The 21682-nt window shown below is 67.1% G+C and carries 22 protein-coding genes and 1 riboswitch; of the genes, 17 read left to right on the top strand and 5 right to left on the bottom strand.

Features of this window, described 5'->3' with window-relative positions:
- Positions 1-6: 6 nt before the first annotated feature.
- Genes EYZ64_RS04675 through EYZ64_RS04650 form a run of 6 tightly spaced genes read left to right on the top strand, consistent with a single transcriptional unit; the run spans position 7 to position 6846 of the window.
- A complete protein-coding gene (locus EYZ64_RS04675) occupies positions 7-819 on the top strand; it encodes an exodeoxyribonuclease III (protein ID WP_135452233.1) in 813 nt (270 codons plus the stop codon).
- A 45-nt stretch (positions 820-864) separates the two neighbouring features.
- Positions 865-2433: an AAA family ATPase gene (locus EYZ64_RS04670; RefSeq protein ID WP_135452231.1), complete on the top strand. Its 1569-nt coding sequence runs from the start codon at positions 865-867 to the stop codon at positions 2431-2433.
- Positions 2430-3047, top strand: coding sequence for a potassium transporter Kef (locus tag EYZ64_RS04665; protein WP_135452229.1), 618 nt, complete (start codon positions 2430-2432; stop codon positions 3045-3047). The genes EYZ64_RS04670 and EYZ64_RS04665 overlap by 4 nt, the downstream gene beginning before the upstream one ends.
- A complete protein-coding gene (locus EYZ64_RS04660; protein WP_135452227.1) occupies positions 3044-4909 on the top strand; it encodes a VWA domain-containing protein in 1866 nt (621 codons plus the stop codon). The genes EYZ64_RS04665 and EYZ64_RS04660 overlap by 4 nt, the downstream gene beginning before the upstream one ends.
- A complete protein-coding gene (locus tag EYZ64_RS04655; protein ID WP_135452225.1) occupies positions 4899-5537 on the top strand; it encodes a phosphohydrolase in 639 nt (212 codons plus the stop codon). Before EYZ64_RS04660 ends, EYZ64_RS04655 begins: the two co-directional genes overlap by 11 nt.
- Positions 5530-6846 (top strand): phenylacetate--CoA ligase family protein, encoded by a 1317-nt coding sequence (locus EYZ64_RS04650; RefSeq protein ID WP_135452222.1) that lies wholly within the window; start codon positions 5530-5532, stop codon positions 6844-6846. The genes EYZ64_RS04655 and EYZ64_RS04650 overlap by 8 nt, the downstream gene beginning before the upstream one ends.
- Here EYZ64_RS04650 and EYZ64_RS04645 read toward each other — a convergent pair.
- Genes EYZ64_RS04645 through EYZ64_RS04630 form a run of 4 tightly spaced genes read right to left on the bottom strand, consistent with a single transcriptional unit; the run spans position 6824 to position 10935 of the window.
- Positions 6824-7561, bottom strand: coding sequence for an LOG family protein (locus EYZ64_RS04645; RefSeq protein ID WP_135452220.1), 738 nt, complete (start codon positions 7559-7561; stop codon positions 6824-6826). The genes EYZ64_RS04650 and EYZ64_RS04645 overlap by 23 nt on opposite strands.
- A complete protein-coding gene (locus tag EYZ64_RS04640) occupies positions 7558-8199 on the bottom strand; it encodes a class I SAM-dependent methyltransferase (protein WP_135452218.1) in 642 nt (213 codons plus the stop codon). Before EYZ64_RS04640 ends, EYZ64_RS04645 begins: the two co-directional genes overlap by 4 nt.
- 19 nt (positions 8200-8218) lie before the next feature.
- Positions 8219-9124: an LppU/SCO3897 family protein gene (locus tag EYZ64_RS32190; protein ID WP_210115461.1), complete on the bottom strand. Its 906-nt coding sequence runs from the start codon at positions 9122-9124 to the stop codon at positions 8219-8221.
- A gap of 53 nt (positions 9125-9177) precedes the next feature.
- Positions 9178-10935: an MFS transporter gene (locus EYZ64_RS04630; protein WP_167857707.1), complete on the bottom strand. Its 1758-nt coding sequence runs from the start codon at positions 10933-10935 to the stop codon at positions 9178-9180.
- Between the two features lie 205 nt (positions 10936-11140).
- Positions 11141-11250, top strand: a riboswitch (TPP riboswitch).
- Here EYZ64_RS04630 and thiC point away from each other — a divergent pair.
- The 9 genes from thiC (at position 11241) to EYZ64_RS04585 (ending at position 19704) form a co-directional block, all read left to right on the top strand.
- Complete coding sequence (thiC, locus tag EYZ64_RS04625; RefSeq protein WP_135452214.1) at positions 11241-12863, top strand: phosphomethylpyrimidine synthase ThiC; 1623 nt, start codon at positions 11241-11243, stop codon at positions 12861-12863. (Overlaps the previous riboswitch by 10 nt.)
- Before the next feature lie 7 nt (positions 12864-12870).
- On the top strand, positions 12871-13707 hold the full coding sequence (gene thiD / locus EYZ64_RS04620; protein ID WP_135452213.1) for a bifunctional hydroxymethylpyrimidine kinase/phosphomethylpyrimidine kinase: 837 nt from the start codon (positions 12871-12873) through the stop codon (positions 13705-13707).
- Positions 13704-14330, top strand: a complete 627-nt coding sequence (locus tag EYZ64_RS04615; RefSeq protein ID WP_135452212.1) for an alpha/beta hydrolase family protein — start codon at positions 13704-13706, stop codon at positions 14328-14330. The genes thiD and EYZ64_RS04615 overlap by 4 nt, the downstream gene beginning before the upstream one ends.
- Entirely contained in the window at positions 14327-14881 is a 555-nt protein-coding gene (locus EYZ64_RS04610) for a septum formation family protein (RefSeq protein WP_167857706.1), read from the top strand. Before EYZ64_RS04615 ends, EYZ64_RS04610 begins: the two co-directional genes overlap by 4 nt.
- A gap of 46 nt (positions 14882-14927) precedes the next feature.
- Positions 14928-16307: a cytochrome P450 gene (locus EYZ64_RS04605; RefSeq protein WP_135452211.1), complete on the top strand. Its 1380-nt coding sequence runs from the start codon at positions 14928-14930 to the stop codon at positions 16305-16307.
- A complete protein-coding gene (locus EYZ64_RS04600; protein ID WP_135452210.1) occupies positions 16304-16573 on the top strand; it encodes a DUF3303 domain-containing protein in 270 nt (89 codons plus the stop codon). The genes EYZ64_RS04605 and EYZ64_RS04600 overlap by 4 nt, the downstream gene beginning before the upstream one ends.
- Before the next feature lie 106 nt (positions 16574-16679).
- Positions 16680-17618, top strand: a complete 939-nt coding sequence (locus EYZ64_RS04595; RefSeq protein WP_135452209.1) for a DUF5996 family protein — start codon at positions 16680-16682, stop codon at positions 17616-17618.
- A 315-nt stretch (positions 17619-17933) separates the two neighbouring features.
- Positions 17934-19418, top strand: a complete 1485-nt coding sequence (locus tag EYZ64_RS04590; RefSeq protein WP_135452208.1) for a flavin-containing monooxygenase — start codon at positions 17934-17936, stop codon at positions 19416-19418.
- Positions 19419-19434: 16 nt separating this feature from the next.
- On the top strand, positions 19435-19704 hold the full coding sequence (locus EYZ64_RS04585) for a DoxX-related protein (protein ID WP_135452207.1): 270 nt from the start codon (positions 19435-19437) through the stop codon (positions 19702-19704).
- Here EYZ64_RS04585 and EYZ64_RS04580 read toward each other — a convergent pair.
- A complete protein-coding gene (locus tag EYZ64_RS04580) occupies positions 19671-20918 on the bottom strand; it encodes a TetR/AcrR family transcriptional regulator (RefSeq protein WP_135452206.1) in 1248 nt (415 codons plus the stop codon). The two genes, EYZ64_RS04585 and EYZ64_RS04580, sit on opposite strands and share 34 nt — an antisense overlap.
- A gap of 96 nt (positions 20919-21014) precedes the next feature.
- Here EYZ64_RS04580 and EYZ64_RS04575 point away from each other — a divergent pair, with 96 nt between their 5' ends.
- Both EYZ64_RS04575 and EYZ64_RS04570 read left to right on the top strand, forming a co-directional pair.
- Positions 21015-21239, top strand: a complete 225-nt coding sequence (locus EYZ64_RS04575) for a hypothetical protein (RefSeq protein WP_135452205.1) — start codon at positions 21015-21017, stop codon at positions 21237-21239.
- A gap of 12 nt (positions 21240-21251) precedes the next feature.
- Complete coding sequence (locus tag EYZ64_RS04570) at positions 21252-21578, top strand: hypothetical protein (RefSeq protein WP_135452204.1); 327 nt, start codon at positions 21252-21254, stop codon at positions 21576-21578.
- The last annotated feature ends 104 nt before the right edge of the window (positions 21579-21682 follow it).

Here is a 21682-nt window from a genome sequence, read left to right as displayed (position 1 = left end):
AACCTCATGCGCCTGGCCACCTGGAACGTCAATTCGATCCGAACCCGAGTGGACCGCGTGGTCGACTGGCTGGAGCGCGCCGACGTCGACGTGCTGGCCATGCAGGAAACCAAGTGCACCGACGCACAGTTCCCGATGATGCCGTTCGCGGCGCTCGGCTACGAGGTCGCACACATCGGGCTCAGCCAGTGGAACGGCGTGGCCATCGCCTCCCGGGTCGGCCTCGACGATATCGAGATCGGGTTCCCGGGACAGCCGGCGTGGAGCAGCAAACCCGAGGAGGAGGCCACGGCCGAGGCTCGCGCACTGGGAGCGACCTGCGGCGGCGTGCGGGTGTGGAGCCTGTATGTGCCCAACGGTCGTACGCTGGCCGATCCGCACTACGCCTACAAGCTGGATTGGCTTGCCGCGCTGCGGGATACCGCCGCCGGCTGGCTGCAAGCGGATCCGGAGCAGCCCATCGCGCTGGTCGGAGACTGGAACATCGCCCCCCAGGATGAGGACGTCTGGGACATGGCCGCCTTCGACGGCAGCACGCACGTGTCCGAGCCCGAGCGCGCGGCCTTCCAGGCCATGAACGACGCCCAATTCACCGATGTGGTGCGGTCTTTCACACCAGGTCCCGGGACCTACACCTACTGGGATTACACCCAGCTGGCTTTCCAGAAACGCCGCGGCATGCGCATCGATTTCATCCTCGGCTCCCCCGGCCTCGCCTCGCGGGTCACGAACGCCGAGATCGTGAAGGATGAACGCCGCCCCAAGAAGGGCACCACCGCACCCAGCGACCATGCGCCGGTACTGATCGACCTCAGCTGAGCAGCCGCCGGGGCGGTTAGCATTGGCGCGACGGGGAGGGGCCAGATGACGACTAGGTGGAGCGCGGTATCCAAATCGCCGACGTTGCCCGTGGACCACGCGCCGGCCGCCGGCCTCACTGCCGCAGACCTGTTCACCCCGCCCGCCGCTCCTGCGGTCACTCTCGACGAGAAGCTGCGCCGCGCCTACTTCTGGCTGATCAACAAGGCCGTCATCTCCCCGTTCTACGACGTCGAATTCGGCTCGGACACCACGGTCAACTATCCGCTCGGTGATGCGGGCGCTTCCCTGAGCCTGCCGAAACAACCCGCCTATTCCTCCAATGTTCTTGTCCCGCTGCTGACTTTCGCTGTGGGCGGAAGGTGCCTGCTGATCGGCGGTCCGGGCCGCGGCAAGACCACCCTGGCGGTGCTGATGGGGGTTCTCGCGGGGGCGGCGCCCGCCGATGTGCGCCGCCACGTCCAGCAGGGCCAGCCGCAGTTGACCGTGGGTGACCTGGTCGGGATTCCGCTGCCACGCGATCTGGTGCAGGCCGGGAGCCTGGCCGAGATCACCATCGCCTGGAAGAGCTGGCTGACCGCGCCGGTCAAGATCGTCGACGAATACAACCGGATTCCGACCAAGACCCAGTCCGCGCTGCTGACCATGGTCGCCGAGGGATACGTCGAAAGCCATGACCAGATGCACCTGACCACACCCGAACACGGTGTGCAGAGCTGGTTTTTCACCGCCAACGACGACGGCGGCGGTGGCACCTTCCCGGTGATCCAGGCCCTGCGCGATCGGATCGACGTGACAGTGCAGGCGTTCGGGTTCAACAGCCGGTTCCTCGACGAGCTGGTGAGCCGGGTGGAGGCCGGTGACCGCCCGGAGGACAACGTGCCCGCCGAGTTGGTGTTCGCCACGGCCGAGCAGGCAGCGATGGTCGAGAAGATCCGTGCCATCCCGGTGCCCACCGATGTGCGCCGCCAATTGGAGTTCTTCGTCAGCCATTTCGAGTTCGTCCAGCATGGCGGCCGGCGCTTCGAGTACCGGACCAAGGATGTGGTGGCCACCGCCGGCATCGAGGTCGAACAGATCATCGACGCCAACTCCGGCGCCGATCTGCAGGTGGACCTCGGCGCACAGACCGTCAACGGGGTGTCGGTGCGCTCACTGCAGAACCTGGTGCTCTACGCCAAGGCGCTGGCCTGGTTCCGCGGCAACGCTTCCGTCACGCTCGAGGATGTGCGGGCCATGGTGCCGTTCGCCTTGCGCGGCAAGCTGTTACCGAACACCGCCCATCCTCGGTTCGACACCGGCGCGGACCGGGAACTGGCGTCAGACCCGGCAAGTTGGCTGACCGACCTGTTCGACACCTCGTGCCGCCAGTTCGTCGCGCTGGCACGCGAGGGCGAGGACCCGGTGGCCGAGCTGCTCGCCGAGTTCGGCCGCGGGCTCGACGGCTTGGAGACACTCGAGGTGTCGCGGCGCCTCACCACGATCGAGGCCCGGATCTCGGCGGTCTCCGCCGTCGGCAAGATCTACGGCCGGGATTTCGATGATCTGGTCGCGTTGAAGTATCTCTACCAACGGTATTCGAACTATCTGCACTGGCTGGAGAGAGGCCGGTGATTGCCCGGGTGTATCACCAGGTCAACCTCGACCTACCCGCGGCGGATACCGACCTTCCGGTGATGGCCGGTCTCGATCTGGCCCTGTCGGCCGACAATGTGGCCCGCTTCGGCGGGGATCCACGCCGGTACCGCCGTGCACTGAGCGGCATCTCCGCGGTGCCGGAGGCGATGTTCAACGTCGCCGCGGTGGCTGCCTGGCGGGCCGGGGTGCTGGGGATCCGCGCCGACGCATTGTCCCGATTGGAGCTGTTGGGAACCGATCTCGCGGCGTCGGTGCTGGGTCTGCCGGTCGACGCGGTCGTCCCCTTTGCCGAAGGGCAAGCGGTCGACCGCTTCTACTGGCCGCTGCGCGGACCGGGCCAATTGATCGCGCGGATCGGCGGTTTCACCGGGCTCGGCGGCAGGTGGGATCATCCGCCCACCGCTCCCGCGCCGCGTGGACCGGGCCGTTGGACGGTGGACGTCGGCGTGCAGCGCTGGCAGATCGACGCCGACGTATTCGGCCACGTACTGTCCTCCGCACCGGTCGACGGTCCCTCGGCCGACGGATCACGCACGGCGCAGCTGGTGGTGCGCCCGACTTCCTATCTGGCCGAGATCTGGCCGGCATGACCGGACGGGCACCGACCGACACCGAGCTGGTCGCCTGGGGGGCCGCCCTTGAGTTGTGGGGCGTGCAACTGCATCCGCCGGATATGGTGCAGGACAGCGCAACCGGTACGTTCGCCTGGTTCTCCTTCCCACCGTCGATCTCGATCGACCTCGACGAGTTGACTCGTCAGGGCGCGCAGCACCACCTGGTGAGCGTCTTCGCTCACGAGATCGGTCATCACGTGTTGTCCCCGAGCACCCGCATCGTGTCGTTCAAGCTGATGCAACAGATGGCCCGCGCGATTGTGGCGAGCGATCCGCGCCGGGCCATTCCCGTCACCAGCACGGCCCAGCGGCTGTCCAATCTGTGGTCGGATCTACTCATCAACGACCGGGTGGTCCGGATGCAGCGCCGCCGGCACCCTGGTGCCGAACCGGACATGATCGCGTTGTGGCGCACACTGACCGCGCGGGAGCCGGTGTCGAACGCGGCCTGGTGGGTACTCATGCGGGCCTACGAATTGTTGTGGTCACTGCCGTCGAACACGTTGTGCCCCAATGACCCTCCTGCGGTTCCCGAATCGGTGCGGGAGGAGGCCCGGGCCCGCCAGCACATCGACCCCGCCACACTCGACGTATCGATGGTCCGCGAGGATCTGCAGGAGAAGGAACGCATCCACCGGGCCGCGGCGCTGCGGGTACGCGCCATCCAGGACGAACTGCTGCTGAGCCAGCCGGTGCAACCCGTCGCCGACGCCGAGTACGTGGCGCAGGCGGTCCGCACCTTCGGGGCGGACCCAGTGGGTGGGGCTCTGACCTTCGGCATGGTGCTGGTGCCCTACCTGGTGCTGGAATCCATGGTCTCCGACGGCGCCGGCCTGCCCGGCGGTGGATGCGCCGAACAGGGTGGGCCGCCGGCCACCGCAGCCGAACTCGCGCAGGTGCTGGCCGATCCGCGGCTCGACGAGACCCCGGTGCACCCCGCAGCGGCCGCCATCGGTGCACCGTCGCAGGACGCGCCGCCGGGCCAACAGTACGGCGTCGCACAGACATTGGCCCTCTTCGCCGGATCCGATCCGAACGCCGTGATGCTCTCCTGGTACGAGGCGCAGGCCCGGCCCTGGGTCCAATCGCTTCGGCAGTCCGGCCGAGGCGTCGCCGACCAGGGGATCCCTGGACCGTTGGAGACGTGGGAGCTCGGCGACGACATCGCCGAACTCGACTGGCCGGCAACCCTTGCCGCCAACCCCGTGGTGGTTCCCGGGGTGACGACGCGGCGCCGCACGTACCTGCCCGACGATCCGGTCGCCACCACCGAAGCGGTGACACTGGATCTCTACATCGACTCGTCCGGTTCGATGCCGCGCCCAGAGCGGGGATCCCCGGCCGTGCTGGCCGGCATGATTCTCGTGCTGTCGGTGCTCAAAGGCGGTGGGCGGGTTCGGGTCACGTCATGGTCGGGCCGCGGCCAGGTCGCCGGCGACAGCGTGTACACCCGCGATCGGTTGGAGATCATGCGCCAGCTGACGACGTTCTTCGGCGGCAGCACGGTGTTTCCCCTCGATCTGCTGGCGCACCGGTATCCGCCCGGTGACGATGCCCGCGATGAGCAGCGCCACCTGGTGGTGTTGTCCGACGACGGCTTGAGGTCGCTGTTCGGCGCCGGCCAGGAAGAGCACGCCTGGGTTGCCGCCGCGGTGCGGCGCCAACTCGATACCGCCACCCTGCTGGTCCAGGACCGGCGGCGTTCGGTGGCCGGCCCGGCCGCCGAGGCCGGCTACTCGGTGGACTATCTGGACAACATGTCCGACGCGCCGGCGGTCTGCGCGCGGCTGGCCGCGCACATCGCCGGGTATCGGCGGGAGGTGTCGCATGGCCGATGAAGCAAGTCGGGAATCCGGCAGAGAACTGGCGGACTGGTTCGCCGAGGGATTGGACGAGCAGGCGGTGTGGTCGAGCCTGCGGCCCGGCCCGACGGTGGATGAGGTCGCCGCACGGCTGGCGAGCACACCCCAACCGTTTCTCGCCGATACCGTCGACGTGGTGGCACTCGCCTGCGACGTGTTCAACCACACCGGCTGCGCAGCCGCCGCTCAACGCATCGCCGAACGGGGGTCGCCGGCCTCCCGGCGCGGCGCTGCCATCGGATTGTGGTTGTTCGCCAGTACGGATCTCACCGGCCCGTTCAGCACGCCACTCGATGAACGGAGGGCTACGACCGCCTTGTTGGCGTTGGCATTTCGGGTGGCGCCCCTGGTGGACCCCGGCCGCTGGCTCAGCGATGCGGAACGCCGGGACGAAGCGGTGCGGACGTTCCTGCTCTGGGACGGCCTGCTGCCGCACGGCGAGGACGCGGCACAGGCCCGCTCACTGTTCGAGATGCGTGATTCGGTGCGCCGCGAAGGTGCGCTGGCTCAGGCGCTGGCCGATCACGGACATCGAATGGCGGTGCAACGCCGCCTGGCTGACGCCAAGGCCAAAGAAGCTGCGGCACGGTACAACAGTGAGTGACGATCCGCTGCGGCTCGACGACTACGTTCCGTTCGGCCAGGTGGCGCTGACTGACGAACAGCGCTGGCCGGGCCTGTCGGCGGCCGGGCGGGTGCGGCTGGCCGGTCTCGAGCAGCATCGTCTCGCGCCGGCCTGGTGTCACCGGGTGGGGCACCGGCTCTCCCCCGCCCAACAGCAGGCCGCCACGCGGCAACTGCCCCTTGATGATTGGCTGCCACGGCATCTCGCGCTGGCCCGCACCCTGCCGGCCTACCGTCACCGGACGGGCCCGCTGGACACCCTCGCCGACTTCCCGTTGATCGGCCGCGAAGACCTCGTCGATGACATCGCGGCGTTCGTCCCGCCCGGCGCCGACCTGAGCCGGATGTTGCACGGCACGAGTTCGGGCAGCACCGGCGCCGCCCTGGTCATGCCGGACGACCCGGACGAGCTCGCTCGCGGTTTCCACTGGCTACGAGGGCTGGTGGGCGCGGACTGGGAACCCGTGGAGCATCGGGTGGCATTGGCACAGACGGTGTTTCAGCGGCAGGCGTTCACCTATGCGTCGGTGATCCCGGGCTTCGGTGAGGCCCTGATGGCGCGGCTGAACCTGCATCCCGCCGCGTGGGCAGGCGGCGGGATGCAGCGGGATGCGTATCTGCGGCACACCGATCCGCAGGTGATCAGCGGGACGCCCACCTCACTGGAGGTGCTGCTGGAGCCTGCGCTCGCGGCCACATTGCGGCCATTGGCGCTGATCTCCGGGGCGATGACCCTGACCCTCCCGCTGCGCCGGGCACTTGAGGCGGCCTACGACTGCCCGGTCCTGGACGTCTACGGCTTGCACGAGACCCGGCCCATCGCGGTCAGCGATGACGGCGGGCCGTTCGTGGTGGCCGAACGGCGCGTGCATGTCGAGGTCTTGGCGGGCGAGGTCGTGGTGACATGCGGGGAGAACCAGTTTCTGCCACTGGTCCGCTACCGCACCGGCGACTACGCGCGGCTCGTCACCCATCATGGCCGTCGGGCGCTGACCGATCTGGAAGGCAGAGAGGCAACGGTTTTCGTGTCGGCGACGGGCGATGCGGTGCCCTGCGTCGATCTCACCCAGCAGTTGCAGGCCGCCGGGGCCCGCGGGTGGAGCGTCGACCAGGACGCGGAGGGCCGCGTCGCGGCGGTGATCGCGTCCGGTGACCGGCAGCGGGTCACCGAGTCGCTGGCCCTGCTGTTGGGACGCCCCGTCGAGGTCACCCGGGTGACGACGCTGGCCGAGTTGGGGCCCGGCAAGCCGCGTCGCTACTCTTCGGCTATCGCGCCGACGCGGCGATGAGTTCGACGGCTTCGGCCACACTGTCGGTGCAATGGAGCAGGGCCAAGTCGGGTTCGGAGATCTTTCCCTCGCGCAGAACCGTGTTGCGGATCCAGTCGATCAGGCCCGACCAGTAGTCGACGCCCAGCAGGATGATCGGAAACTCGGTCACCTTGCGGGTCTGCACCAGCGTCAGCGCCTCGAACAGTTCGTCGAGGGTGCCGAATCCGCCCGGCAGGCACACGAACGCCTGCGCGTATTTGACGAACATGGTCTTGCGGACGAAGAAATAGCGGAAGTTGATGCCGAGGTCGACCCAGTGGTTGAGGCGCTGCTCGAAGGGCAGTTCGATACCGAGTCCGACGGAGTAGCCGCCGGACTCGCTGGCGCCGCGGTTGACCGCCTCCATCGAGCCCGGACCGCCCCCGGTGATCACCGCGTAGCCCGCTTCCACCAGCGCGATGCCCAGTTCCTCGCCCAACCGGTACTCCGGCGAATGCGGTTCCGTCCGCGCCGATCCGAAAACTGTGACAGCCCTCGGCATCTCGGCGAGGGCGTCAAAACCCTCGACGAACTCGCCCTGGATGCGCATCACTCGCCACGGATCGGTGTGCACCCAATCGGTGTGGCCGTGCCGGTCCAGCAGGCGCTGGTCGGCGGTCGAGGTGGCACAGCGGTCACGACGCAGTTGCACCGAACCACGAATTTGGAACTGGGTGTCGTCGTTCTCGCTCACCTCGGCTTGACCCCCACGGTGATGACGTCGGAGATCGGCGTCCACACCGGCCGGTGCACCCGGTGCTGTTCGGCGACGGTGAATCCGGCCGCCTCGAACAGCGCGCGCATCTCCTTCTCGGTGGGGCTGTGGGCGGGCGCACCCAGGTCGGCCGACAGCGCGTGCAGCGGCAGGAACTCCCGACGGGGACTCATCGTCGTCACCGCCACCATGCCGCCGGGTGCGATTACGCGATAGAACTCCGCGAGCGCGGCGGGCTGGTCGAAGAAGTGGAATGCCGATGTCGTCACCACCGCGTCCAGGAAGCCGTCTTGGAAGGGCAACTCCTCGGCAGGGGCCGACTTCCACCGCACGCGGTCCGAACGCCTGCGCGCCTGGGCGAGCATGCCGTCGGACATGTCCAGGCCGTACACCTCATCAGGTTGCAGTTCTCGCTGGATGCGGTCGGCCAGGATGCCGGTACCGCAGGCGATGTCGGCGATCTCCCTGGCGCCGTGCTGCTGCAGTTGCGCGATCACCTCGTCCTGAGCGGGCCGGTACACCCACCGCTGGAGGCAGCCCTGGTCGTACGCCGGGGCGGCGAAGCTCCAGAATCGCGTGATGGCGTCGTTGAATCCGCGGCGCTGCGTGGTGGTCACGCGCCCGAGTCTAGGTCGGCTACGACGGCGCCTCCACGCAGTAGACCCGCGCCGGCTCGGGGAAGGCCACCGCCCGCCCGGCGGAACCGCACACGGCGGTGTCCGTTGACCCGTCAACCCGCTTGACGATCTTGATGGCAGCGTCCGGGTCGGAGCATTCCACCGGGGTGACGAGCTTGGTCTCTTCGTTGATGTCGAAGCACTGGCCCTTGTCGACGTCCAGGATGAAGCAGTAGGTGAGGGACTCGTTCATCAGCACGGAGTAGTCCGAGTCGGCCCGTTTGCCGTCCGGGCATGTCGCGGATCCGCCACCTTTGGACACCAACTCATAGACGGCCTCCGGGCTGCTGCAGCCGACCGGGGTGAGATTCATGTCCGCCACGGCGTACTGATCGCCGGAGATGCAATCCCCCACCGCCAAGCCACCAGAGCCGCCCGACTTCGAGGACCCGGAACTTGAGCCGGAGCTCGACGTGCGCGACCCCGAACTCGAATCTGACCCCGACGTGCGTGCCGCCATCCGCGCCGCGAATCCCAACAGGCCGAGCACCAGCAGGATCACACCGATCACGATCATCACCGTGCCGGACTTCTTGGGTGGCGCACCGTAGACCTGCGGCGGGGCCGGTGGATAGCCCGGCTGCTGTGGATAGCCCTGTTGCGGATAACCCGGTTGCGGGTACCCCTGTTGCGGATAGCCCGGCTGTGGATAGCCCGGCTGTGGATAGCCCGGTTGCGGATAACCCTGTTGCGGATATGCGCCCGGCGGGTACCCGGGCTGGTCGCTCGGCTTCGACGATGACGAACGCCGAACCAGGCCGAGGATGAGCAGCAGCAGCCCCAACCCAGGGATCAGCAGCGCGCCGAGGAGATAGCCCGCGGAATACGCGGCGCTTCCGGCGGCGGCCAACGTGTGAACGACCATGGCGGGGAGTATTCCATGACCAGCGGCCAAAAAACGTTTGCCGAGAGGGCCCCTCAGGCCTCGTTGTCGGCCCCGGCCTCGGTCCCATAGCGGCCCGCGCTGAACATCGACGCCACGGCACCGATCACCATCATCACCGCCGCGGCGGTGAACACCACCGTCAGGCCGGAATGGAACGGCTCGGTGATCAGCTGCGGGAAGAACGTCTGCCCGGTGATCACGTCCGCGTTCACGCCCGGCTGGTGCAGCGCGTCGGACGGCGCGAGCAGTTCGGCCATCGGGTTGTAGCCCAGGAAGGCCGCGAACAGGCTGCCGACCGGGGGCAGGTTCGCCACATCATGGGCCACGGAGGCCGAAACCCCTTGCTGCGTCAGGCCGCTGGTCAACGCCGCAGGCAACGTGTTGGCCAGCCCGACGATCATCAGCGAGAAGAAGATGCCGATCGACAGCGAGTTGCCGGCGTTGAAGAAGGTGGACCGCACGCCGGAGGCCGCACCGCGCTGATCGGCCGGCACGCTCGACATGATGGCCGCGGTGTTGGGGGCGGTGAAGATGCCGCCGCCCAGGCCGTTGAGGAACACCAGGATGGCGAACACCCAGTAGTCGAAGTTGACCGGAATCATCAGCAGCGCCACGAAGGTCGCCGCCATCAGCAGCATGCCGCCGACGGTCAGCGGCCGCGCACCGATGCGGTCGGAGAGCGATCCGGCGATCGGCGCGGCGACCAGGAACCCGATGGTGACCGGCAACAGGTAGATGCCGGCCCACAGCGGGGTGGACTCGAAGCTGTAGCCGTGCAGCGGCAGCCAGATGCCCTGCAACCAGATGATGAGCATGAACTGCAGCCCGCCGCGGCCCACCGAGGACATCAGCCCGGCGAGGTTGCCCATCCCGAACGCGGCCGATTTGAACAGCCGGACGTCGACCATGGGCGACGACACCTTGAGCTCGACGATGCAGAACGCGACGAGCAGCAGCAGTCCGATCGCGATGGAGCCCAGCACCCACGGGCTGGTCCAGCCCGTGGTCGAGTCATCGTAGGGCTGGATGCCGTAGGTGATGCCGATCAGCAGCACCGTCAGGCCCAGCCCGAAGGTCAGCGTGCCGGCCCAGTCGAGCCGTCCGGCGGTGCGGACACCGAGTTCTTTGAGTGAGCGGTAGCTCCAGATGGTGCCGATGATGCCGATCGGGACACCCACCCAGAAGATGGCCTTCCAGTGCCACTCGGACAGGAAGCCGCCGATCAGCAGGCCGAGGAACGACCCGGCAACGGCGGCCACCATGTTCGTGCCCAGCGCCATCCCGCGCTGGTTGGCCGGGAAGGCATCGGTGAGGATGGCCGACGACGACGCCATCAGCATGGCACCGCCGACACCCTGAACGACGCGCCAGCCGATCAGCCAGACCGCGCCGCCACCGAGCTGGAACGGGTCGAAGGACAGCGCGATCGCGGCCAGGGTGAAGACCACGAAGCCGAGGTTGTAGATGCGGACCCGGCCGTACATGTCACCCAGACGCCCGAACGGCACGACGAGCACCGCGGTCACCACCAGGTAGCCCATCAACATCCACAGCAGGTAGCTGACGTTGCCGGGGGCGAGCGGGTTCAGCCCGATGCCGCGGAAGATCGCCGGCAGCGAGATCAACACGATCGAGGCGTTGATGGAGGCCAGCAGGATGCCCAACGTGGTGTTGGACAGCACCACCCACTTGTAGAACGGGTGATCGTGGTCCATCCGTTTGCGCCGGTCGGCGGTCTCGGCCTGTGCGGCGTCGACGTCGCCCGACGCGTTCGTCATCTCAGTCGTCATTCCGTCTTCGCTCTAGTAGCAATCGAGGGGGCTGCGAGGCCCAACATGTTCAAAACATATATATTAGCTATGCAAATCAAGCGGGGGCAACCCGAAGGCGCCCAGCCTGGTGGACTCGCCGGTTTCCACCCCAGCGTCGCGCCGCCACGCTCAACACGGCCCAGACGTAGAAAGCGGCACCCGGTCTGCGCTAGGTTGGGCCCTGCAAACCACACGCGGGAGTGCGCACGAGCGCACTGAGAGGACGGGTAGGCCCGTCGACCGTACGAACCTGACCGGGTAATGCCGGCGTAGGGAGATGAAAAATGAGTGATGTTCTTGTCGACCCTTCTGTGACCACCGGTCCGATCACCGGAAGCACCAAGGTCCATCGCGAGATCAACCATGACGGCACGACGATGCGCGTGCCGTTTCGCCGGGTGAACCTCACCAACGGCGAGCATCTGGACCTGTACGACACCTCGGGTCCGTACACCGACGACGCCGCGGTGATCGACCTGAACGCCGGCCTAGCGGCCCGGCCCGCGGTGCACAGAGACCGCGGCACCCAGCTGCAGCGGGCCCGCGCCGGGGAGATCACCGCCGAAATGGCGTATATCGCTGAGCGCGAAGGCGTTTCGGCTGATCTGGTGCGTGACGAGGTGGCCCGGGGCCGCGCGGTCATCCCGGCCAACCACAACCACCCCGAGGCCGAGCCGATGATCATCGGCAAGGCGTTCGGCGTGAAAGTCAATGCCAATATCGGCAATTCGGCTGTCACCTCATCGATCGGCGAGGAGGTCGACAAGATGGTGTGGGCGACCCGGTGGGGTGCTGACACCATCATGGACCTGTCCACCGGCAAGGACATCCACCAGACACGGGAGTGGATCCTGCGCAACTCCCCGGTCCCGGTCGGGACCGTGCCGATCTACCAAGCCCTGGAAAAGGTCAACGGCGACCCCACCAAGTTGACGTGGGAGATGTACCGCGACACCGTGATCGAGCAGTGCGAGCAGGGTGTCGACTACATGACCGTGCACGCCGGGGTGCTGCTGCGCTACATCCCGCTGACGGTCAAGCGCGTCACCGGCATCGTGTCCCGAGGCGGGTCGATCATGGCCGCCTGGTGCCTGGCACATCACACCGAGTCGTTCCTGTACACCCACTTCGATGAACTCTGCGAGATCCTGGCCCGCTACGACGTGACGTTCTCGCTCGGCGACGGGCTGCGGCCCGGGTCGATCGCCGACGCCAACGACGAGGCCCAGTTCGCCGAGCTGCGCACCCTGGGTGAGCTCACCAAGATCGCGAAATCCCATGGCGTGCAGGTGATGATCGAGGGGCCGGGCCACGTTCCGATGCACAAGATCGTGGAGAACGTGCGGCTCGAAGAGGAATGGTGCGAGGAGGCGCCGTTCTACACGCTGGGACCGCTGACCACCGACATCGCCCCGGCCTACGACCACATCACCTCGGCGATCGGCGCGGCCATGATTGCCCAGGCCGGCACCGCGATGCTGTGTTACGTCACCCCCAAGGAACACCTGGGCCTGCCCGACCGCAAGGACGTAAAGGACGGCGTGATCGCCTACAAGATCGCCGCGCACGCCGGCGACCTCGCCAAGGGGCACCCGCGCGCCCAGCAACGCGACGACGCGCTCTCGAAGGCGCGCTTCGAGTTCCGCTGGCACGACCAGTTCGCTCTGTCTCTCGATCCCGACACCGCGCGTGAGTTCCACGACGAGACGCTGCCCGCCGAACCGGCCAAGACCGCACACTTCTGCTCGATGTGTGGCCCCAAGTTCTGTTCGATGCGCATCACGCAGGACATCCGGGATGCCTACCCGGACGGGGTCGCCCCCGAGGACGTCCAGCGCGGCATGGCCGAGAAATCCCAGGAGTTCGCCGACCACGGCAACCGCGTCTATCTACCCTTGACCACGTGAGGCCGAAGTGAACTTCCTGCCCTTGACGCCCGCGGGTGACACCCCGCTGCGGGTGATGACCATCGCCGGGTCCGATTCCGGCGGTGGTGCCGGGATCCAGGCCGACATGCGGACCTTCGCCATGCTCGGCCTGCACGGCTGCGTCGCGGTCACCGCGGTGACCGTGCAGAACTCGGTCGGTGTCAAGGGTTTCCACGAGATCCCGCTCGACATCGTCTCCGATCAGATCTCGGCGGTGACCTCCGATATCGGCATCCAGGCCGCCAAGACCGGGATGTTGGCCTCCTCGGAGATCATCACCACGATCGCCGAGACCTGGCGCATGGAGGGGCTAGCCGGAACCGTGCCGTTGGTCGTCGACCCGGTGTGCGCATCGATGCACGGTGATCCCCTGCTGCATCACAGTGCACTGGACGCGCTGCGAACGGAGCTGTTCCCGCTGGCCACGCTGGTCACCCCGAACCTCGACGAGGTGCGATTGCTGGTGGGCGTCGAGGTCGTCGACCAGGCATCGCAACGGGACGCGGCGCGCGCCCTGCACGCGCTGGGTCCGCAGTGGGCACTGGTCAAGGGTGGGCACCTACGCTCGTCGGCAGCCAGCCCGGATCTGCTGTTCGACGGCACGGAGTTCCACGAGTTCGCCGCGCCGCGGATCGACACCGGAAATGACCACGGCGCCGGCGATACCCTCGCCGCTGCGACGGCTTGCGCTCTGGCACATGGTTATTCAGTTCCCCAGGCTGTGGAGTTCGGCAAGGCCTGGGTGACCGAGTGCATCCGCGCGGCATATCCGCTGGGGCACGGCCACGGCCCGGTGAACGCGCTGTTCCGGTTGCAGCGATGAACCTGGAGGCGATCGCGGGCGTCGCACACGAGCCCGAAGGGCAGGCGCAGGGCGTCGTCGTCCTCACCCACGGGGCGGGCGGTAATCGCGACTCGGCGATGCTGGTCAAGCTCTGCGACGAGTGGGCCTCCCGCGGCTGGCTGGCCGTCCGCTACAACCTGCCCTACCGCCGTCGCCGACCCAAGGGACCGCCGTCGGGATCGGCAGCGGGAGACCAGGAAGGCATCGTCGAGGCGATCGCCCTGGCCCGCAGCCTCACCGACGGCCCCGTGATCGCAGGTGGACATTCCTACGGCGGGCGCATGACCTCGATGGTGGCCGCCGACGGGGCCGGTCCGGACGTCTTGACGCTGTTCTCCTACCCACTGCATCCGCCGGGCAAGCCGGAACGCGCCCGCACCGAGCATCTGTCCCGCATCACGGTGCCGACGGTATTCACCCACGGCACGTCCGATCCGTTCGGCACGATCGACGAGCTCACCGCCGCCGCGGCGTTGGTGAGTGGACCGACCGAACTCGTCGTCATCGACGGTGCCCGCCACGACCTCGGATCCAAGCGCCTGGATGTACCCGCCCTTGCGGTGGATGCGGCGTTACGCGCTGTCGATATCGTCGAGCCATGACCTTCGCTCCTGGTCCGCCCGGTCCCTCCGGCCCGCAGGGCCACAACTACCCGCCACCGCCTCCGCAGCCGTATTCCACCGGTCCCGACCAGTTCTCGGCTCAGCCGAAGAAATCCTCGGCGCCCAAGTGGGCGCTGTTGGGTGCCGTGCTGCTGGTGGCCGTCATGGTCGCCGCGGGTGCGGTGTTCTACCTCGCGCGGGACCGCGGCGCCACCGAGGCCAGTCAGGTCCGCTCGGGTGATTGTCTGACCGAGATCCCCGACAGCAGCCGCGTGCTGTACGTCAAGACGGTGAATTGCGACCAGCCGCACAAGGGTGAGGTGTTCGCCGTGCTGCCGCTGCCCGACGGGGATTTCCCCGGCGATGCCACGGTGGTCACGTACGCCGACAAGTGCGCGCCGGCACTGACCCAGCACGCCCCCGACGCAAGCGCGGAATCCGGTATCCAACTGTTCGTCCTGTACCCGACCGCGGACTCCTGGCAACGCGGCGACCGCACCGTGACGTGCATTGCTACCAGCAAGAATCCCCGCAGCGGCAAAATAGAGTAACGCGCTACTCTAGGCCGCTCACCCCGTGCGGTCGGACACTCGACACATGGTCGAGATCGATACGCGGGCCGCCACGGCCACCCTGCCGCTCGCACCGCGCAATCCCCTGTCCTATCGACAAACGATCAAGGCGATGCGGTCCTTCATCGAAGGACATCAGCGGCTCCGCGACGCGGGCGGACCCGTAAGCCGGATGGTGCTGGGCCCGCGGTGGCTGATCCCCCCGGTCCTGTTGGTCACGTCCCCACAGGGAGCGCGCGACGTTCTCGGCCGCCGCGATTCGGTCGCCGATCGCGGCGGCGCCCTCAACATGGTCGAGCTACGTCGACTGATGGGCGGCAACCTGCTGAATCTGCCGCATGAGCGCTGGCTGCCGCGACGGCGAACGCTCCAGCCGGTGTTCACCAAGCACAGCGTTCCGCGGTATGCGGGGCATATGGCCGCCGCAGCACACACGATCGCGGACGGCTGGCGCGACGGGGAGACGGTCGATCTGGATGTCGCGTGCCGGGCACTCACGCTGCGGGCGCTGGGCCGCTCGGTGTTCGGGCTTGATCTCGACGAGCGCGCCGACGATGTGGGCCCGTCGCTGCGTACCGCGTTGTCCTGGATTTCCGATCGGGCGGTTCGGCCGGTCAACTTCCCGCAGTGGGTGCCCACCGGCGGACAGCGTCGCGCCAAGGCGGCCAATGCCCGCCTGCACCGGCTGGCCGCCGAGATCCTCGCCGCGGTGCGCGACGATCCCGATCGGGACGCACCGCTCGTGCGCGCGCTCATCGAGGCCCGTGACCCGGATACCGGCCGACAGCTGACCGACGACGAAATCTGCGATGAACTGGTGCTTTTCATGCTTGCCGGGCATGACACCACGTCGACGGCGCTGTGCTACTCGCTGTGGGCGCTGGGCCGCGATCCCGACCTGCAGTCCCGGCTGTACGACGAAGTCGCCGCGCTGGGTGATCGCACGCTGGCGCCCGACGACGTGCCGCAACTCGAACGCACCGTGCGGGTGCTGCACGAAGCGCTGCGGCTGTGCTCGCCCGGCGCCGGCACGCCCCGGATGCTCAACGAGGAGATGAGCGTCGACGGCTACCGCGCCGAGGCCGGCACGATGGCGATGGTCAATTTCTATGTCATGCACCGTGACCCGGCATTGTGGGACGATCCGCTGACCTTCGACCCGGAGCGGTTCACGCCCGAACGCTCGGCAGGCAGAAACCGTTGGCAATACCTGCCTTTCGGCGGCGGCCCGCGGTCCTGCGTCGGCGATCACTTCGCCATGCTGGAGGCCACGCTGGCACTGGCGACCATCGTGCGCGAGGTTTCCGTGACCTCGCTGAATGACAACTTCCCGGTGGAGACCCCCTTCACCGTCATCGCCGCCGAGCCGATCCCGGCCCGCATCACAAGAAGGAGTACGCCATGAAGTTCATCGTGCACTGGACCCAGTCGCAGGCGAACTATCGAGATGCGGTCGAGAAGTTCAAGAAGACCGCCGGCCAGGTTCCCGAAGGAGCGACCATGCTCGGCCGTTGGTGGGGCATGAACGGCCAAGGCTTCGCCATCGTGGAGACCAACGACGCCAAGACCATGTTCGAGTCCGTCGCGGAGTGGAGCGAGTACCTCACGTTCGACGTCACTCCCTGCGTGGAGGACGCCGAGGCCGGCGAGGTGATCGCCAAGCTGTTCTGACGGCTTCGCCAGTACTGCCTTTCCGCCGGTGCGCCGACCGGCACGCAGCTATGCTCGCGGTGCCGCATGCCGGCGGCGGTGCGGCGGGAAGGCAGGTGGCTGGCCCATGAGCACTCTGACCGATGATCCCTGGCCCGCGCTGCGGGTGTCGGACTGGGAATCCACCCGCGACACCCTTCACATGTGGACGCAGATCGTCGGAAAGATTCGCCTGACGTACTCGCCATTGCTCAACCACTGGTGGGAGGTGACCCTGTATGTGAGTCCGCGCGGCCTGACCACGTCGTCGATTCCGTATCGAGACCGGTTGTTCGACATGGAGTTCGATTTCATCGACCATGTGCTTGCCATCCGCACCAGCGACGGCGCACGGGGCACAGTCGCGCTGGCCCCGAAATCGGTCGCGGAGTTCTACACCGAAACCCTTTCCGCACTGGAACAATTGGGCATCGAGGCGCGCATCCACGCCCGGCCCAACGAGGTCGATCCCGCCATCCCGTTCGCCGAAGATCACCAGCACGCGTCCTACGACCCGCATGCCGCCAATCTGTTCTGGCGCCAACTGGTGCAGGCGCACCGGGTGATCAGCGACTTCCGGGCACATTTCATCGGCAAGGTGAGCCCCGTGCACTTCTTCTGGGGCTCATTCGACCTGGCGTGCACCAGATTCTCCGGGCGTCGCGCGCCCGAGCACCCAGGCGGCGCCCCCAACTGCCCCAATAGCGTGATGGTGGAAGGTTATTCGCACGAGTTGAGCAGTTGCGGTTTCTGGCCGGGCGGTGGCGAAGAAGGCGCGTTCTACGCCTACGCCTATCCCGAACCGGAAGGATTCGCCGCCCACCCCGTCGGCCCCGATGCCGCGTACTACAACAAGGACTTCCGGCAATTCCTGCTGCCCTACGAGGCGGTGCGGACGTCCGCCGATCCCGACCGTGCGCTGATGGAGTTCCTCCAGACCACCTACGTCGCCGCGGCCGACCTTGCCGACTGGGACCGCGCGAGCCTCGAGTGTGATCCGTTGCGCTGGAGCGTATCCCGGCGCTGAAGACACCGTCGCCAGGCCGCGCGCGTAGCGCTGTGGCGGTCGGGGACGCGATTTTTCGCCATGGTGCTACGCACGCGATGAACCAGCGGCTTTGGTGACCGATTCAGCCTCTCGACAAAGTACCCGGTACCTGCGGTGAAGCGCTGGAGCGTATCCCGGCGCTGAAGACACCGTCGCCAGGCCGCGCGCGTAGCGCTGCGGCGGTCGGGGACGCGATTTTTCGCCATGGTGCTACGCACGCGATGAACCAGCGGCTTTGGTGACCGATTCAGCCTCTCGACAAAGTACCCGGTACCTGCGGTACTGTCTTCCAGTATGAGCCCGGGGGAATACGAGGCAATCATCGTCGGCGCCGGCTTCGCCGGCATCGGCGCTGCCATCCAGCTCAAACGGCTGGGCATCGATGACTTCGTGATCCTGGATCGCGAGGACGACCTCGGCGGCACCTGGTACGTCAACCACTACCCCGGCCTGGCCGTCGACGTGCCCACCACCACCTACTCGTACTTCTTCGAACCGAATCCGAACTGGTCACGACTGTTCTCCACCGGCGCCGAGATCAAGCGCTACGCCGATGACGTCGCCGACAAGTACGACGTGCGCCGCCACATCCGGTTCAACACAACCGTCGAAGGTGCTCGCTGGGACGACGAGGCTTCCCGTTGGCGGGTCGCCCTGGCCGGCGGCGAAGCGATCAGCGCGCGGTTCCTGTTCACCGCCACCGGCTTCCTGTCCCAGCCACACACTCCCGACATCCCGGGCATCGCCGACTTCACCGGCAAGGTCATCCACACCACGGACTGGGATGAGAGCTACCGGCCCGACGACCGCCGCATCGCGATCATCGGCACGGGCGCCACCGCGGTGCAGCTCATCCCCGAGCTGGCCCGCCACGCCGCAGACCTGACCGTCTACCAGCGCACCCCGATCTGGGTCGTGCCCAAGATCGACCTGAAGTTCCCGCCGCGGGTACGCCGTCTGTTCGCCCGCGTGCCGGCCGCCCAACGGGCGATCCGCGCCGTCACCGACGCCATCTACGCGTTCATGGTCGACACCGCGGTGCTCAAGCACCGGTACTTCCGCCGGTTCAACATCGCCGCGGCCGACCTGGCCAAGCTGCACCGGTTCGCCTCGATCCGCGACCCGGAACTGCGCCGCAAACTGACCCCGGACTACGACTTCGGCTGCAAGCGCCCGACGTTCTCCAACGGCTACTACCGCACATTCACCAAACCGCACGTGCACCTGCAGGCCGATGGCATCGAACGTATCGAAGCCGACGGCATCGTCAACGCCGACGGCAGCAGGACGAACATCGACACGCTGGTGCTGGCCACCGGGTTCGATCTGTGGGACGCCAACTTCCCGGCCATCGAGGTGATCGGGCGCGACGGCCGCAACCTCGGAAAGTGGTGGCGGGAGACCCGGTTCCAGGCCTACCAGGGTGTCTCGATGCCGTACTTCCCGAACTACCTGAGCCTGGCCAGTCCGTATGCCTTCCTGGGGCTGAACTTCTTCAACACGATGGAGTATCAGATGCGCCTGATGGACCGCCTGTTCGGCGAGGTCAAGCGCCGCAAGGCAGCCACATTCGAGGTCACCGAGGAGGCCAACAGCCTGTATCTGGACCGGATGACCGAAGCGCTGGGCGACTCGTTGTTCACCCTCGGAAACTGCGCATCGGCACGGTCGTACTATTTCAACCCGAGCGGCGAGGCAACGCTGCTCCGGCCGATGACGACCCGCCGGGCCGTCGCCGAAGCTTCACGATTCCCGTTGAGCGACTACACATTTGCCTGATCAGAGAGGATCACACATGGCAGAGGGCAAGAACTCCAAGCTGGTCAAGCTGGTCGGCCTCAGCGTGGCCGGCGCCGGTGTCTCACATTTCGTGAAGCCGCAGCTGTTCGAGTCGATCACCAAGCCGGCGTTCCCCAAGGACACGCAGAAGCACATCTACACCAACGGCGGCATCGAGACCGCGATCGGCCTGGGCCTGCTGCTGCCCAAGACCCGCAAGCTGGCGAAGATCGGCACGCTCGGCTACGTGGCCTACCTGGCCGGCAACGCCGTCCGTAACCGGTAGCGGCCCAGCAGAGTCAGATCGATCAGGACGGCGACGACGGCTCGGGCCTGCTCTGAATTCTGATAGTTCATGAGCCGGCCCAAGTCGATCACCAAGGCCATCGCCGCATGAACCGCGAAGCGCGCCTGCCCCGCACTCCACCCAGGGCGTACCGGCATGACGATCTCGACCCACGATTCCACGGCCGCACGTTGCAGGTCGCGCAGGATCTTCTGGTCGGCGGGCGTCATGTTCAGTCGCTCGGTGTAGTAGACGTAGTCGAGCTCCGGGCGGTCGAACGATCGGGCCACATAGTCGTCGATGAGGGTGCCCAGCGCTTGTTCGGGGTCCGACACCGCGCCGAGGACCTCCGACATGTCCGCCGACAACCGGTCGGCGGCACGCCGGAACCCGGCGGCCAGGATGTCGGATTTGCCGGAGAAATACCGGTAGATCCCCGAGGCGGGCATGCCGACGGCGGCAGCGATGTCCTCCATCGTGGTGTCGCGGTAGCCGTTCTGGTTGAACAACCGCATCGATTCGGTCAGCAGCGCTTCGTATTTCGTCGTGTTCGCAGCCGCGGGGGGCGTCGGCACCGGGTCGGCCGGGTTCGGACACTCGGGCAGCTCGGCCGCCAGCACGGTGTCGCAGATATCGGCGAGCAGCTCGCGGATCTGACCGGCGGGCAGTTTGGACCGATGATCAACGACGCTGCCGATCACACCGAGCACCGCGGTCGACAGGGTCCAGCGGGCCCGCGAGCTGAGTTCAGGCCGCAGTTCCATCAGCGGCCGGTGGATCCGGCGGTGCACCGCATGTACCTGCGCATCCAGGGTGCTCTGATCGTCGCCGCGCAGATAACGCGCCTCCCAGCGGTACAGCCCACCGGATTCGCGGTTGACCAACGCGGTGTCGCTGAGCGCCGCGACGAGCCTGCGCAACTGCTCACGCGGGTCCCCGTCGGCCTCTTCGGCGAACGCCGTCGCGTCGACGAGTTGCTGGCCGAGGTTGAGTACGGCGTCGCGAAACAATTCGTACTTGCTCGAATAGTGCCGGTACAACGCGGCCGCCGAGATCCCGACCCGCGAGGCAATGGCCTCCATGCTCACGCCGTGGTATCCGAGCGCGCTGAAGGACTCCGCCGAGGCCCGCGCTATCTGGGCCTTTCGGTCTTTCGGACGGCGTCGCACACCACTGGCACCGCTGTCGATCGACCGGGGCGAGATGCGCGCCATTCCGTCACACTAACGGACCGAACAGCCGGGTCAAAATGGTAGTTCGGCAGAGAATAGCCATTAACATAGACGGCAATAAGTTCGAACGGGGGTTGCGTGCTTGCCAGGTTGCGGAGGTTGCTGGCCTACCGCGTCGCGCTCGGCGAACTGATCGTCGTAGCTGTGGTGCTGGGTGTGCCATATCTGCTGATCGGTACCTTCTGGTCCGGCACGCACACCGACCACCTGAAAGAGATGGGCGGCCTCGACGCAGTGGCGTCCTTTCTGGGGGCGATCGTCTCGTGGCCGGTGTTGTTGTTCACCGACGTATGCATGACATGAAGGGGGGGAACGGTGAGTTTTCGCGCCGTCTACATCGGAATCGCCGGAGCAGTGGTGTTAGGCATCGGGCTGTACCTGTTGAGCCTGCCGGTTTACCTCGACGACTTCGACAAGTTCGGCATGCAGATCCCCTGCGGCTCCGGGTACGGCGCACACCTCGTTCAGGCCACTGCCGCCGGCCAGGAGTATGTGGACAAGTGCGGGTCGGCCCTGACGATGCGCCGGTTGTGGACCATCCCGGTCGCCGCGCTCGGCGCCCTGGCCTTGGTCGCGGTGTTGTTCCGCGCCGCAACGTCTTCGGCCCACGAGACGCTGCTGCCCAATCGCGACACGGCCTAGCGCCCTGGTAGTCACCGTTCGGCCGGATTTGTCGGTGATCGAATGTATGTTCGAATCATGGAGACGGGTGCGGTCCAGGCGATAGCGGCATTGCGGGCCGCCTA

Origin of the sequence: Mycobacterium sp. DL99 (assembly GCF_004762045.1) — a bacterium.
GTDB lineage: Bacteria > Actinomycetota > Actinomycetes > Mycobacteriales > Mycobacteriaceae > Mycobacterium.
This window is presented reverse-complemented; position numbering and strand designations above follow the sequence as displayed.